The following is a 14414-nucleotide window of genomic DNA, read 5'->3' as shown; positions in this document are numbered from 1 at the left end:
CTGAACTGTGGACGGGAGCGTTCTCAGACCTCTTCGACCGAGCTGGGCTCGGAGTGGGAGAGGTCGATGCCGAGCTCGTCGGCAGCCCGGAAGCTGTCGTCCTCGGAGTCACGCATCTCCACCGTGTTGCCGTCGGCGGAGAGGACCTCCACGTTCAGGCACAGGGACTGCATCTCCTTGATGAGAACCTTGAAGGACTCGGGCACACCCGGCTCCGGGATGTTCTCGCCCTTGACAATGGCCTCGTACACCTTCACGCGGCCGTGGACGTCGTCGGACTTGACCGTGAGCAGCTCCTGGAGCGTGTAGGCGGCGCCGTACGCCTCGAGCGCCCACACCTCCATCTCGCCGAAGCGCTGACCGCCGAACTGCGCCTTACCGCCCAGCGGCTGCTGGGTGATCATGGAGTACGGGCCGGTGGAGCGCGCGTGGATCTTGTCGTCCACGAGGTGGTGCAGCTTCAAGATGTACTGGTAGCCCACGGACACCGGGTCCGGGAAGGGCTGGCCGGAGCGGCCGTCGAACAGCTTGGCCTTGCCGGAGCGCCCGATCAGGCGCTGACCGTCCCGCGTGGGGTTGGTGTGGTCCAGCAGGTCGAAGATCTCGTCCTCACGGGCGCCGTCGAACACCGGGGTGGCCACGTTCGTGGGTCCGCTGCTCTTGGGGAAGTTGCTCAGCCCGTCCAGCCACTCGGGGTTGCCCTCGATGTTCCAGCCCTGCTTGGCGAGCCAGCCGGTGTGGACCTCGAGCACCTGGCCGAGGTTCATGCGCCCGGGCACGCCCAGCGGGTTGAGGATCACGTCCACCGGGGTGCCGTCCTCCATGAACGGCATGTCCTCGACGGGCAGGATCTTGGAGATGACGCCCTTGTTGCCGTGACGCCCGGCCAGCTTGTCGCCGTCCGTGATCTTGCGCTTCTGCGCCACGTACACGCGCACCACCTGGTTGACACCGGCGGGCAGGTCGTCGTCCTCGTCCTCGCGGTCGAAGACGCGCACGCCGATCACGGTTCCGGACTCGCCGTGGGGCACCTTCAGGGAGGTGTCGCGCACCTCGCGGGACTTCTCGCCGAAGATGGCGCGCAGCAGACGCTCCTCGGGGGTCAGCTCGGTCTCGCCCTTGGGCGTGACCTTGCCCACCAGGATGTCCCCGGCCTGCACCTCGGCACCGATGTGGATGATGCCGCGCTCGTCCAGCGCCGAGAGCACCTCCTCCGACACGTTCGGGATGTCACGGGTGATCTCCTCGGCACCGAGTTTGGTGTCGCGGGCGTCGATCTCGTGCTCCTCGATGTGGATGGACGTCAGGACGTCCTCGGAGACCATGCGCTGGGACAGGATGATGGCGTCCTCGTAGTTGAGGCCCTCCCAGGACATGTACGCGATCAGCAGGTTCTTGCCCAGCGCGAGCTCGCCGTGGTCCGTGGAAGGGCCGTCGGCGATCACGGTGCGGGGCTCCACGCGCTGACCCTCGGAGACGATCACGCGCTGGTTGTACGTGTTGCCCGGGTTGGAGCGCACGAACTTGTTGATCGGGTAGAGCTTCGTGGTGCCGTCGTCGTTGAGCACCGTGACGAGGTCCGCGGAGACCTCCTCGACCACGCCCGGCTTGGTGGCCAGGACGGAGTCGCCGGCGTCCAGGGCGGCGTAGCGCTCCATGCCGGTGCCCACGAGCGGAGCCTCGGACGTGAGCAGCGGCACGGCCTGACGCTGCATGTTGGCACCCATGAGCGCGCGGTTGGCGTCGTCGTGCTCGAGGTACGGGATCAGGGCGGTCGCCACCGACACCATCTGGCGCGGGGAGACGTCCATGAACTCGATGTCCTCGGGGGCCACGAGCACGGCCTCGCCGGAGCCGTCGGAGGCACGCGCCAGGACGGCGTCCTCGGCGAAGTGGCCGTCGTCGGTCAGCGGGGCGTTGGCCTGCGCAATGGTGAGCCCGCGCTCGTCGTCCGCCGTGAGGTAGACGACGTCGTCGGTGACGGTGCCGTCCACGACCTTGCGGTAGGGCGTCTCGATGAACCCGAAGGGGTTGATGCGCGCGTAGGTGGCGAGCGAGCCGATCAGGCCGATGTTGGAGCCCTCGGGGGTCTCGATCGGGCACATGCGGCCGTAGTGCGAGGGGTGGACGTCGCGGACCTCCATGCCCGCGCGGTCGCGCGAGAGGCCACCGGGGCCCAGTGCGGAGAGCCGACGCTTGTGGGTCAGACCCGCGAGCGGGTTGTTCTGGTCCATGAACTGCGACAGCTGGGAGGTTCCGAAGAACTCCTTGATCGCGGCCACCACGGGGCGGATGTTGATCAGGGTCTGCGGCGTGATGGCCTCGACGTCCTGGGTGGTCATCCGCTCGCGCACCACGCGCTCCATGCGGGAGAGACCCGTGCGGATCTGGTTCTCGATCAGCTCGCCCACGGCGCGGATGCGACGGTTGCCGAAGTGGTCGATGTCGTCCACGTCCACGTGGATCTCGCGGGCCTCGCCGTCACGCGTGCCGGGCATGGTGGAGCCGCCGTCGTGCAGGGTGACGAGGTAGCGGATCATGGCCACGATGTCGTCCAGGGACAGCACGGAGGCGTCCGGGTCCGTGAACGGCTTGTCCAGACCGAGCTTGCGGTTGAGCTTGTAGCGGCCCACCTTGGCGAGGTCGTAGCGCTTGGGGTTGAAGTACATGTTGTCCAGCAGGGACTGGGCGGCGTCCACCGTGGGCGGCTCCCCCGGGCGCAGCTTGCGGTAGATGTCCAGCAGCGCCTCCTCGCGGGTCTCCGTGGTGTCCTTCTCGAGGGTCGCGCGGATGGAGTCGAACTCGCCGAACTCCTCGAGGATCTTGGCCTCGGTCCAGCCGAGCGCCTTGAGCAGGACGGTCACGGACTGCTTGCGCTTGCGGTCCAGACGCACGCCCACCTGGTCGCGCTTGTCGATCTCGAGCTCGAACCACGCACCGCGGGAGGGGATGATCTTGGCGGAGTAGATGTCCTTGTCGGACGTGCGGTCCTGGCCCTTCTCGAAGTAGGCGCCCGGGGAACGCACGAGCTGGGAGACCACCACGCGCTCGGACCCGTTGATCACGAACGTGCCCTTGTCGGTCATGAGGGGGAAGTCCCCCATGAACACGGTCTGCTGCTTGATCTCGCCCGTGGTGTTGTTCATGAACTCGGCCTTGACGTACAGCGGCGCCGAGTAGGTGGCGTCACGGTCCTTGCACTCGTCCATCGTGTACTTGGGGTCGTAGAACTCCGGCTCCGAGAACGAGAGGGACATGGTCCCCTGGAAGTCCTCGATCGGGGAGATCTCCTCGAAGATGTCGGAGAGCCCGGACGTGGTGGACACGCTCGTGTCCCCGGTCTCCTGGGCCTCGACCACGCGGGCCTGCCAGCGCTCGTTGCCCACCAGGCGGTCGAAGCTGTCGGTCTGCAGGGCCAGCAGGTTGGGGACGTCCAGCGGTTCGTGGATCTTCGCGAAGGAGACGCGGCGAGGAATGTTATCGCTCGTGGGGTGGTTGGCGGAGACGTTCGTATCGGTGCTCGAGGCGACCAAGATGTGATCCTTCCACAGACATGCAGTGAATACGCGAGGTTCCCGGGGAGAGAAAAAGGGGCCGGTCACGAGGAGAATCGCCGACCGCCCCTGCGGCGCCCACCGCTATATGAAGGCACGCATGCATAAGGGACAACGCAAAGCACTAGCCTAGGCCAGATCCGGCAGGTTGTCCACACCGGTGCTGGACGAATCCCCCTCCGCGACGTAACATGCCCGCCGCGCGTCCGCCCGGCCGGTCCGGGAGGACGCCGCCCGACGGCGCGGGCGGCACCCGGTCCCGCTCAGGCAACCCCGTTCGCCCTCGCCTGCTCCGCTGCCCGGGTCGCGCCCAGGCGCCACGGGTCGCCGTGACCGGGCAGGACCGTGCGGGCCCCCGTGGCCGCGATCGCGCCGAGGGACTCGAGGGCCGTGGCCGCGTCCGCGGTGGCAGCGCCGGCCACTACCCGAGGACCGGTCAGACCCGTGTACGGATCGAGGGTGACGAGCGCGTCGCCCGACAGCACGGCGTCGGCGGCCGGGACGTGCAGCGCGCAGTGGCCGTACGTGTGCCCGGCCGTGAGGACCACCCTGGGACGGCCCGGCACGGGCACCGTCTCCCCCACGGCGAGATCGTGCGTCACGGCAACTCCACGCACGCCCGCGGCTCCGCCCGCGAGCATCGAGGCGAGCACCGGGACCGCGCGCGGGTGCCTGAGCGGGTAGAGGGCCGCCGGGCTCTCGTGCGCGTAGCTGTAGGGGTGCGCCGCGAGGTGGCGCTCCCGCTGGTGGGCGTGCACGGGGATCCCCAGCCGGGCCACGAGCTTCGCGGCGACGCCCACGTGGTCGAAGTGGGCGTGGGTGAGCACGAGTGCTTTCAGGTCTGCCGGTGTCCGGCCCAGCTCTCGCACGGCCCACCCCAGCTCGTTCCACACCCGCGGCAGCCCGGCGTCCACGAGGGTCAGCCCGTCCTCGTCCTCCAGCAGGTAGCAGTTCACGTGGTGGCTCTGGACCATGTGGATCCCGGGGGCGACGTCTCGCACGAACACGGTGTTCTCCTTCTTCCTCCGCCCGCGACGGCGCACGGGGACTTCTCGGCGACCCGCGCCGTCCACGCGGGCACCGGCACGGGCTCGGCACGACGGAACGGGCCTGCTGGGAGGTTACTCCCGGCAGACCCGTTCGCGGCACCACCCCTGGGGGTCGTTCCCGTGCGCGTCAGCCCCGCCTGTAGAAGGGCATGGCCGTCCGGGCGACCTCGACGCCGCGGCCCCGGGCGTCCTGGACACTCACGTTCCCGGCGGCGATCTCCTCGAGGGCGTACGTGGTCACCAGGGCCATGGCCACGGGCTTGCCGAGCGTGGGCGAGGGGAGGCCACTGGTGATCTCCCCCACCGGGCGCTCACCCGCGAGCACGGTGTAGCCCGCGCGCAGCGGTTTGCGCCCGAGACCCTCCAGCCCGATCAGGGTGCGCGCGGGAGCGTCCCGCAGCATGGCCGCGAGCGCGTCGTGTCCCACCGTGCGGGTGCCCGCCTCGTCCTTCTTGCGCAGCGCGATCTCCACGAGCTTGCCGAGCCCGGCCTCCACCGGGGTGATCTCGGTGGAGAGCTCGTGGCCGTAGAGCGGCATGCCGGCCTCGAGCCGCAGGGAGTCGCGTGCGGCGAGCCCCGCGGCCTGCACGGGGGCCTCCTCCGTGCCGAGCTCCCCGGCCGTGGCGAGCAGCGCGTCCCACAGGGTCGTGGCGTGCTCGTTGGCGCAGTACAGCTCGAAGCCGTCCTCGCCGGTGTAGCCCGTGCGGGCCGCGAGCACCTCCACGCCCGCGCAGCGTGCGGTGGCGCACGCGTAGTACTTCAGAGCGGCGACGTCCTCGGAGGGCTCCAGTCCGGTGGCCTCGAGCACCTCCAGTGCCCGCGGACCCTGGACCGCGACCAGGGAGGTCTCGGCACCCCGGTCGGTCACCGTGACGTCGAAGCCCTCCGCGCGGTGCTGCAGGGCGCGCACCACGGTCTCCTGGTTGCCCGCGTTCGGCACCACCAGGTAGCGGTCCTCGGCGAGCCGGTAGGTGATGAGGTCGTCCAGCACGCGGCCGTCCTCGTCCACGATCACCGAGTACTTGGCACGCCCCACACCAATGGTGGAGAGCACCCCCACGAGCGCGTGGTCCAGGAACGCCCCGGCCTGGGCCCCGACGACCTCCACCTCCCCCATGTGGGAGAGGTCGAAGATCCCGGCGCCGCGGCGCACGGCATGGTGCTCCGCGGTGTCGCTCGCGTAGCGGACGGGCATGGACCAGCCGCCGAAGTCGGTGAACCGGGCACCCAGCTCCTCATGGGCACCGTGCAGTGCGGTCTGACGCTCGCTCATCACTTCTCCTGTCCCGCAGCTGCGGTGTACGCGGCGTCGAACGCCTCGATGGGTGGGCACTCGCACACGAGGTTCCGGTCCCCCGCGGCGTTGTCGATGCGGCCCACCGGGGGCCAGTACTTCACACGGCGCAGCGTGGGCACGGGGTAGCCGGCCTGCGAGCGGGGGTAGGAGCGGTCCCACTCGTCCGCTGTGAGCACCTGGGCGGTGTGCGGGGCGTGGCGGATCACGGAGTCCTCCAGGGCCACCGCGCCGTCCGCGATCTCCTGCATCTCCGCGTGGATGGTGCGCATGGCCTCGATGAACCGGTCCAGCTCCTCGAGCCCCTCGGACTCGGTGGGCTCCACCATGAGCGTGCCGGCCACGGGGAAGGCCAGGGTGGGCGCGTGGAAGCCGAAGTCCACGAGCCGCTTGCAGACGTCCTCGGCGGTGACGCCGGAGGCCTTGGTCATGGGCCGCAGGTCCAGGATGCACTCGTGGGCCACGAGCCCACCGTCCCCGGTGTAGAGGGTGGGGAACACGTCCGAGAGCTGCCGGGAGATGTAGTTAGCGCCCAGCACGGCCGTGCGCGAGGACTCGGTCAGACCCTGCGCACCGGTCATCGCGATGTACATCCAGGTGATGGGCAGCACGCCTGCGGAGCCGTGCGGGGCCTCGGCCACGGGGAAGCCGGCACCGCGCTCGGTGAGGTCCGCGGTGGCGGGGTTGCCCGGGAGGTAGGGCACGAGGTGCTCGGCCACCGCCACGGGGCCGACACCGGGCCCGCCGCCGCCGTGGGGGATGCAGAACGTCTTGTGCAGGTTCAGGTGGGAGACGTCCCCGCCGAAGCGGCCGGGGCGGGCCAGTCCCATGAGCGCGTTCAGGTTGGCGCCGTCCACGTAGACCTGGCCACCGGCGTCGTGCACCGCGGCGCAGACCTGGGTGATGTCGGTGTCGTACACACCGTGGGTGGACGGGTAGGTGACCATGATGCCCGCGAGCTCGTCACCCACGGACTCGATCTTGGCGGCGAGGTCACCCTGGTCGATCGTGCCGTCCTGGGCGGTGGCCACCACCACGACCTTCAGGTCCGCGAGCACGGCCGACGCCGCGTTGGTGCCGTGGGCGGAGGACGGGATCAGGATGGTCTTGCGCTGGTCCTCGCCGCGGTCCACCTGGTAGCGGCGGATGGCCAGCAGGCCGGCGAGCTCGCCCTGGGAGCCCGCGTTCGGCTGGACGGAGACCGCGGCGTAACCGGTGATCTCCGCGAGCCAGTCCTGCAGCTGCTCGATCAGCTCGGTCCAGCCACGGGTCTGCTCCGCGGGGGCCAGGGGGTGGATGCTCGCGAACTCGGGCCAGGAAATGGGCTCCATCTCCGCGGCCGCGTTGAGCTTCATCGTGCACGAGCCCAGCGGGATCATGGTCCGGTCCAGTGCGAGGTCCTTGTCGGAGAGCTCGCGCAGCCAGCGCATCAGGGACGTCTCGGAGCGGTGCGTGTGGAACACGGGGTGCGTCATGTACTCGTCCGTGCGCAGCGCGTCCTGTGGGAGGTCGAAGGCCGCGGCGTCCACGGTGTCCTCCGCTTCGGCGCCACCGCAGGCCTCGCCCACGGCCGTGAGGACCTCGGCCACGTCCCGGTCCGTGTGGGGCTCACCGAAGCTCACGCCCACGGTGTCCCCGTCCACGCGGCGCAGGTTCAGGCCGCGGTCCGCGGCGGCGGCCACGACGGCGTCGGCCTGGCCCGGCACGGAGAAGGTCACGGTGTCGAAGAAGCGCTCGTGCGCCACCTCGATGCCCCGCGCGCGCAGCCCCGCCGCGAGGTCAGCGGCCATTCCGTGCAGCCGCTCGGCCAGGGCGCGCAGCGCCGCCGGGCCGTGGTGCACGGCGTACGCGGCGGCCACGATGGCGAGCAGCGCCTGGGCCGTGCAGATGTTGGAGGTGGCCTTCTCCCGGCGGATGTGCTGCTCGCGCGTCTGCAGGGCCAGCCGGTAGGCGGGGGCGCCCCCGGAGTCCGTGGAGACGCCCACGATGCGGCCCGGCAGGGAACGCTCCGTGCCCTTGCGGGAGGCCATGAACGCGGCGTGGGGTCCGCCGAAGAAAAGGGGCACCCCGAAGCGCTGGGCCGAGCCCACCGCGATGTCCGCCCCCATCTCTCCCGGGCTGCGCAGCATGGTCAGCGCGAGCAGGTCCGTGCTCACGGTGACGAGCGCGCCCGCCTCGTGGGCGGCGCCGATCACGGCGGTGGGATCCGTGACGTCCCCGTCCGCGCCGACCTGGGCGACGACCACGCCGAAGAACTCGCCGTCCGCAACCGCTCGCGCGGCGGCGTCGGGATCGCCGAGGTCCGCGAGCACGAGCTCGATCCCCGCGGCCCGGGTGCGCCCCGTGAGCACCGCGAGGGTCTGCGGGAGGCTCCGGCTGTCCACGAGCACGCGGGAGCTCTTGGAGCGGCGGTTGGCGCGGCGCATCATCAGCACGGCCTCGGCCACGGCAGAGGACTCGTCCAGCAGGGACGCGTTCGCGACCTCCAGACCGGTGAGGTCGATGACCGCGTTCTGGAACGTGAGCAGCAGCTCCAGGCGGCCCTGGGAGATCTCCGGCTGGTACGGCGTGTAGGAGGTGTAGAAGCCCGGGTTCTCCAGGATGTTGCGGCGGATCGCGGCAGGGGTCACGGTGTCGTGGTAGCCCTGGCCGATCATCTGGCGCATCACGGTGTTGCGGGACGCGATGCGGCGCAGCGCGGACAGCGCCTCCGGCTCGTCCAGGGGCTCGGGGAGGTCGAGGGTGTCGCGCAGTCGGATACTCTCCGGAACGGCACGGTCGATCAGCTGGTCCAGGCTCTCGGCACCCACGGCGCGGAGCATGGTGGTGAGGTCATCGGCGTCGGGGCCGATGTGGCGTGACAGGAAAGACATGCGACGGTCTCCTGGGCTGCTTGTGGGCACGCGGGCCCGGTGAGTCCTCCCCGCTCTGTTCCGAACCTGAGAGATTTCGCCGGTGGGTGCAGCAGCCCGCACCCCCGACCTGCCCCGACGGTGTCCGGGCGCCGCGTGGGCGCCGGACTCTTCAGAGTGGCCTGGTGCGGCGGTACGGGTGCCTGAGAGATTCCCGGGGAGGGTTTGCTCCTTCGGCGATGGCTCCGTCCGCAACCGTTACCGGCCGCCGACCCGCCACGCTCTCCCGCCGCACTGTGACGGCCAGATGGTCGCTCACAGTCTTGCACATCACACCCGTGCCGTGAACGCCCCCGGCAGCGGGACCGGTGCGGCGGGCCCGGGACGCACAGAACCCCGCACCGGACGGTGCGGGGTTCTGCAGTGAGCCGCGCGTGCGGCGTCAGCGGACGCTCGCGCGAGTGCGGCAGGCGCTCGGGGCGCCCGGAATCACTTGACGGTGACGGTGGCGCCGGCGCCCTCGAGGGCTTCCTTCGCCTTGTCAGCGGCTTCCTTGGTGGCGCCTTCGAGGACGGCCTTGGGGGCGCTGTCCACGAGGTCCTTGGCTTCCTTGAGGCCCAGGGAGGTCAGGCCGCGAACTTCCTTGATGACCTGGATCTTCTTGTCACCGGCGGACTCGAGGACGACGTCGAACTCGGTCTTCTCCTCCTCGGCGGCACCGGCGTCGCCGGCAGCGGGGGCGGCACCGGCCACGGCCACGGGGGCGGCGGCGGTGACGTCGAAGGTCTCCTCGAACGCCTTCACGAACTCGGAAAGCTCGATGAGGGACAGTTCCTTGAAGGCCTCGATCAGTTCATCGGTGGTCAGCTTGGCCATGGTGTTGGCTCCTTACTTGTACGTGGTGCCGGTGCGGGTGGCGCCGGCGAGGTGTGCGTGGTGAGAAGAACACGGGTGCGTGACGGGCGCGGTGCCCGACCACCCGGAACCTGGGTGTCCCCGGAGGGATCAGGCGGCGTTCTCGCCCTGCTCGTCCAGCTTGGCGCGCAGTGCTTCCGCGGTGCGCACGGTCTTGGACAGCGGGGCCTGGAACAGCGCGGCAGCCTTGGACATCGACGCCTGGGCGGCACCGGCGACCTTGGCCAGCAGAACCTCGCGGGACTCGAGGTCCGCGAGCTTCTTGATCTCGGTCTCGTCCATCGCGACGCCGTCCAGGTAACCGCCCTTGACGATCAGCTGGGGGTTGTCCTTGGCGAAGTCACGCAGGCTCTTGGCGGTCGCGACGGCGTCACCGGAGACGAACGCGATGGCCGAGGGGCCCTGGAGCTTTCCCTCGAACGCGTCGATTCCGGATTCGCGCGCCGCAATGGCGGTGAGCGTGTTCTTCACCACGGCGTATTCGGCGTTCTCACCCAGCGTGCGGCGCAGCGTCTTGAGCTGGGCCACGGTGAGCCCGCGGTACTCCGTCAGGACGGCAGCGTGCGAGTTGGAGAACAAGTCCTTCAACTCTGCAACCGCGGCAGCCTTTTCAGGATTCGCCATGGTGCTCCTTCCTTACATGTGGATGCCGGCTCCGCGTCCCCGTGAGGAGACACGACAAAAGCCCCGCGCAGATGCCCGGGGCTCGACCACCGCCGAGCCACGCACACGCAGGTGCGGGTTCGACTGAAGGATTCGTGCTGGTTCACCTGCGCTGGACGGTCCTCGTTGCCGAGGACCTCTTCGACCACGCGCACCGGGGGCGCGCATGATGACCGGCGGTCTTTGGTACTGCCACCGTACCCCAGCCCGTGGCGGCCCACCAAATCCCCCGTGCTGCGGCACCCGTGCCGGTCACTCCGCGGTGATGCGCTCGGGGTGGGTGTAGACGTTGCAGCGGCCCCGCCGGTTGAAGCCCACCACGGTGACGCCGCGCTCGCGCCCGTGCGCCACGGCCAGGGCGGAGGGCGCGCTCACCGCCGAGAGCACGGGGATCCCGGCCATGGCGGCCTTGCTCACGAGCTCGAAAGACGCTCGTGCGGAGACCTGCAGGACCGTCTCGTGCAGCGGCAGCAGGCCGAGCTGCACGGCCCAGCCAACCACCTTGTCCACGGCGTTGTGACGCCCCACGTCCTCGCTCACCACGAGCGGCTCCCGCCGCCCCACGGGGAACAGGGCGGCCGCGTGCACACCCCCCGTGGCGTCGAAGACCCGCTGGTGCTCCCGCAGCTCGTCCGGCAGCGCCACGAGCCGGGCGGCCGGCACGAGGGGACGCGGTGGCGCCACGGGATACGCGGACGGCTTCACCACGCTGTCCAGGGACGGGGTGCCGCACACCCCGCACGAGGACGAGGTGAAGACCTGCCGCTGTGCTCCCCGCTGCGGCCCGGGCGCCCCGGGCGCGAGGCGCACGTCCACCACGTTGTAGGTGCGGTGCCCGTCCCGGTCCACGCCCGAGCGGTAGTCCATCTTCATGATGTGGGACACCTCCGTGATCACGGCCTCGCTCAGCAGCAGACCCGTCACGAGCGCGAAGTCCTGTCCCGGAGTGCGCATGGTCACCGTGAACTGCTCCCCGTCCAGGCGGATCTCCAGGGGCTCCTCCCCCGCGAGCCGGTCCGGGCCCGCCGTCACCTCCCCGTGGGCGTCGAACGTGCGCACACGCGCGGGGACGATGATCCGTGCCGCCATCTCAGCCCTCCAGCCCCACCCAGGTGTGCTGCCCGTCCCGGAAGCTCTCCCGCTTCCAGATGGGCACCCCCTCCTTGATGCGGTCCACGATCCGGGAGCACACCGCGAAGGCCTCGGCCCGGTGCGCCGCCGCGACGGCCACCTCCAGGGCGCTGTCCCCCACCGCGAGCGCCCCGATCCGGTGCTCCGCCCACACCCTGGTCCCCGGGTGCTGCGCGGCGACCTCCCGGACCACGGCCCGCAGGGCGTCCCCGGCACTCGGGTGCGCGCTGTACTCGAGGCCCGTCACGCCCTCCCGGCCGCCGTCGTGGTCGCGGATCACGCCGCTGAAGCCCACCACCGCGCCGCAGCCCGGGTGGGCCACCTCGCGCTGCGCCCGGGCGGCGTCCAGCGGGTCGTCGGTGACCCCCGCGTGCAGCACGGTTCCCGCGTCCGGGACCGCTGTCCGAGCGGCGTCGTCCGCGGCCCCGCCCGTGGCGCGGGGAGCCTGCGTGTCTGCAGTGTCCGCGGCGTCCCGGGCGGCGGCGGGTACGACCTCCTCCCCCGAGCGCGTCACGGACCGGTCCTGCCCGTGACCGTGGACGTCCTCGAGCTGGGCGCTGATGTGGTCGACAAGCGGGTCCAGCACGCTCATGCCGTCCTTGACGCCGCCGCGCGAGCCCGGCAGGTTCACGAGGAACGTGGTGCCCACCTGACCCGCCACGCCACGGCTCATCACGGCCGTGGGCGTCTTCTGCAGGCCTCTGGCCCACAGGGCGTGCACGATGCCCGGGGACTCGCGCTCCACCACCCGGGCCGTGGCCTCGGGGGTGACGTCGTCCGAGTTCAGGCCGGTGCCGCCGGACGTGACCACGAGCCGCGGCCCGTACCCGGCGCGGGACGCCGCCGTGAGCTCCCGCAGCAGGGCGAGCACCTCGGGGCCGTCCGGGACCACGTGCACGCGCACCTGCATGCCCCGGCCCGCGAGCCAGTCCCGCAGCAGCGGGCCGCAGCGGTCCTCGGCCGTGCCCGCGGCCGCGGAGCTGGAGACGATGACGACCTCCGCGCGGCGGCCCACGAGGTGGTAGTCGCCCACCTCGTCCCGGTGGGCGGGTCGCTCGGCACCCACGTGCCGGTGGGAACTCCAGCTCATGCCCTGCTCCACTCCCCGCTCTTGCCGCCGGACTTGGCCAGCACGCGCGTGTGCTCGATGGTGGCCGCCCTGTCCACGGCCTTGACCATGTCGTACAGCGTCAGCGCCGCAACGCTCGCGGCGGTCAGCGCCTCCATCTCCACCCCCGTGACCCCGCGGGTGCGCACCGTGGCCATGATCACCACGCGGTCCTCCCCGGGGGTCAGGTCCACGGTGACCTTGCTGATCGGCAACGGATGGCACAGCGGCACGAGGTCCGGGGTGCGCTTGGCGGCCATGATGCCCGCGACCCGCGCCACCGCCAGGGCATCCCCCTTAGGGAGGTCGCCCGCGCTCAGCAGGGCAACCACGTCCGGGCGGGTCACCAGCACGGACTCCGCGGTGGCCTCCCTGGAGGTCACGGACTTCTCGCTCACGTCCACCATGTGCGCGGTGCCGTCCTCCCGCACGTGTGTCAGGTGGTCCTGGGCTGGTTCGTCGTGCGGCTGGGTCACCGTGGTTCTCCTGTTCGTTCGGCTGGCTGGTCTGTCTGGGCGTTCATGCCACCACTCCCCCGGCCACGGGGAGCACGGCCACGGCTGTCCCCACCGGGAGCGGGTCCGTGCCCGGGGGGATCCGCACCAGCACGTCCGCGCGGGCCGCCGCCGTCAGCAGGTGGGAGGAGGCGCCGCCCACGAGCGAGACCCGAGGCACGCGCCCGGTGCCGTCGGGAAGGTCCGACCCGCCCACCGTGTCCAGGATCCCACGGCGCAGCTGCGTGCGGCCGTCCAGGGGTGTCATGGTCTCCCCCAGGCGCGCCTCGACCCAGCGCGGCGGCGCGCAGCACCCCCACACCGCGGCAAGGGCCGGGCGCACGAACGACTCGCACGAGACCCACGTGCTGACGGGGTTTCCCGGCAGGCAGAGCACCGGCACGCCCAGCACGGTGCCGCACCCCTGCGGCCCGCCCGGCTGCACGGCCACGTGGCCGAACCACACGTCCGCGGCGATCCGCTCCAGTGCCTGCCGCACCACCTCGAACGCCCCGGCGCTGATCCCGCCGCTCGTGACCACGAGGTCCGGGTGGTCCTCCCCGACCGTGCACCGCAGCCGAGCGGTGAACGCGTCGACGTCGTCGTCCACCCGCAGGTGGGTCACCGACTCCGCACCCGCGCTCTCGAACCAGGACCGCAGCAGGGGGCCGTTGGCGTCGTGGACCGTGCCGGGACGAAGGGGCGCTCCCGCGGGCAGCACCTCGTCTCCCCCGCTGACCACGAGGACCCGCGGGCCCCGCCGCACCAGCACCGTGTCCGCTCCCGTCAGGCCGAGCGCCGCGCACACACCCAGCGCCGCGGGCCCCAGGACGGTTCCGGCGGGCAGCGCCACGGCACCCCGGGCGACGTCGCTGCCGGCCTCGCGCACGAACGTCCCCGGGGCGGTGGCTGCGGCCGTTTCTGCGGGCACCGTGATGACCGGCGTGTCGAAGCGGGGCGGGTGGACACGCTCCACCGGGATCACGGCGTCCGCGCCCTCGGGCAGCACCGCGCCCGTCATGACCGCCGTGGCCGCGCCGCACTCGTGCCGGGCGGGCGGGGATCCTGCGGCGCTGATGCCGACGACCGGCAGCTCGAGCGGTGCCGCGGCGGCGTCGCCACCAACGCGCGGGGCACGCAGGTCCGCCGTGCACACCGCGAAGCCGTCCATCTGGGAGTTCGTCTCCGGCGGCAGGGCCAGCGGCGCGAGGAGGTCTCCCGCCAGGATGCGACCGGCGGCGGCGTCGAGGCGGAGCAGTGCGGCGGCGTCGTCCGGGCGGGTGCGGGCGAGCAGCTCGCGCAGGGCGCTCCGGTGCTGCTCCATGCTTCGGGCCATGGGACCAGGGTAGCCATC

10 protein-coding genes and 1 riboswitch are annotated in these 14414 nt (G+C 71.4%); all 10 genes read right to left on the bottom strand.

Annotated elements, in window-relative coordinates; genetic code table 11:
- Positions 1 to 23: 23 nt before the first annotated feature.
- The 10 genes from rpoB to EAE32_RS04150 all read right to left on the bottom strand — a co-directional run bounded on the left by rpoB (position 24) and on the right by EAE32_RS04150 (position 14396).
- Complete coding sequence (rpoB, locus tag EAE32_RS04195; RefSeq protein WP_121864273.1) at positions 24 to 3533, bottom strand: DNA-directed RNA polymerase subunit beta; 3510 nt, start codon at positions 3531 to 3533, stop codon at positions 24 to 26.
- A gap of 284 nt (positions 3534 to 3817) precedes the next feature.
- The gene (locus tag EAE32_RS04190; protein WP_121845060.1) at positions 3818 to 4561 is read right to left on the bottom strand and encodes an MBL fold metallo-hydrolase; all 744 of its coding nucleotides are present in this window, start codon (positions 4559 to 4561) and stop codon (positions 3818 to 3820) included.
- A gap of 169 nt (positions 4562 to 4730) precedes the next feature.
- A complete protein-coding gene (gene gcvT / locus EAE32_RS04185; protein ID WP_121864272.1) occupies positions 4731 to 5876 on the bottom strand; it encodes a glycine cleavage system aminomethyltransferase GcvT in 1146 nt (381 codons plus the stop codon).
- Positions 5876 to 8770 carry an aminomethyl-transferring glycine dehydrogenase gene (gcvP, locus tag EAE32_RS04180; RefSeq protein WP_121864271.1) on the bottom strand — a complete coding sequence of 965 codons (2895 nt, stop codon included), beginning with the start codon at positions 8768 to 8770 and terminating at the stop codon, positions 5876 to 5878. Before gcvP ends, gcvT begins: the two co-directional genes overlap by 1 nt.
- A gap of 160 nt (positions 8771 to 8930) precedes the next feature.
- Positions 8931 to 9048: riboswitch (glycine riboswitch) on the bottom strand.
- 190 nt (positions 9049 to 9238) lie between these two features.
- Positions 9239 to 9625 (bottom strand): 50S ribosomal protein L7/L12, encoded by a 387-nt coding sequence (rplL, locus tag EAE32_RS04175; RefSeq protein ID WP_121845057.1) that lies wholly within the window; start codon positions 9623 to 9625, stop codon positions 9239 to 9241.
- A 129-nt stretch (positions 9626 to 9754) separates the two neighbouring features.
- Entirely contained in the window at positions 9755 to 10288 is a 534-nt protein-coding gene (rplJ, locus tag EAE32_RS04170) for a 50S ribosomal protein L10 (RefSeq protein WP_121864270.1), read from the bottom strand.
- A gap of 291 nt (positions 10289 to 10579) precedes the next feature.
- Positions 10580 to 11416: a formate dehydrogenase accessory sulfurtransferase FdhD gene (gene fdhD, locus EAE32_RS04165; protein WP_121864269.1), complete on the bottom strand. Its 837-nt coding sequence runs from the start codon at positions 11414 to 11416 to the stop codon at positions 10580 to 10582.
- Position 11417: 1 nt separating this feature from the next.
- A complete protein-coding gene (locus EAE32_RS04160) occupies positions 11418 to 12548 on the bottom strand; it encodes a molybdenum cofactor biosynthesis protein MoaE (RefSeq protein ID WP_121864268.1) in 1131 nt (376 codons plus the stop codon).
- Positions 12545 to 12973 carry a cyclic pyranopterin monophosphate synthase MoaC gene (gene moaC / locus EAE32_RS04155; RefSeq protein WP_121864784.1) on the bottom strand — a complete coding sequence of 143 codons (429 nt, stop codon included), beginning with the start codon at positions 12971 to 12973 and terminating at the stop codon, positions 12545 to 12547. The genes EAE32_RS04160 and moaC overlap by 4 nt, the downstream gene beginning before the upstream one ends.
- A 112-nt stretch (positions 12974 to 13085) precedes the next feature.
- On the bottom strand, positions 13086 to 14396 hold the full coding sequence (locus EAE32_RS04150; RefSeq protein ID WP_121864267.1) for a molybdopterin molybdotransferase MoeA: 1311 nt from the start codon (positions 14394 to 14396) through the stop codon (positions 13086 to 13088).
- Positions 14397 to 14414: the final 18 nt, after the last annotated feature.

This window comes from Kocuria tytonicola (assembly GCF_003687175.1).
GTDB lineage: Bacteria > Actinomycetota > Actinomycetes > Actinomycetales > Micrococcaceae > Kocuria > Kocuria tytonicola.
Note: the sequence above shows the minus strand (reverse complement) of the source record. Positions and strands in the feature narration are given on the sequence as shown.

Coding starts and splice junctions, on each gene's coding strand:
- gcvP (WP_121864271.1), bottom strand. CDS start 8,770: ATGTCTTTCCTGTCACGCCACATCGGCCCCGACGCCGATGACCTCACC.
- rplL (WP_121845057.1), bottom strand. CDS start 9,625: ATGGCCAAGCTGACCACCGATGAACTGATCGAGGCCTTCAAGGAACTG.
- gcvT (WP_121864272.1), bottom strand. CDS start 5,876: ATGAGCGAGCGTCAGACCGCACTGCACGGTGCCCATGAGGAGCTGGGT.
- rplJ (WP_121864270.1), bottom strand. CDS start 10,288: ATGGCGAATCCTGAAAAGGCTGCCGCGGTTGCAGAGTTGAAGGACTTG.
- EAE32_RS04160 (WP_121864268.1), bottom strand. CDS start 12,548: ATGAGCTGGAGTTCCCACCGGCACGTGGGTGCCGAGCGACCCGCCCAC.
- EAE32_RS04150 (WP_121864267.1), bottom strand. CDS start 14,396: ATGGCCCGAAGCATGGAGCAGCACCGGAGCGCCCTGCGCGAGCTGCTC.
- moaC (WP_121864784.1), bottom strand. CDS start 12,973: ATGGTGGACGTGAGCGAGAAGTCCGTGACCTCCAGGGAGGCCACCGCG.
- fdhD (WP_121864269.1), bottom strand. CDS start 11,416: ATGGCGGCACGGATCATCGTCCCCGCGCGTGTGCGCACGTTCGACGCC.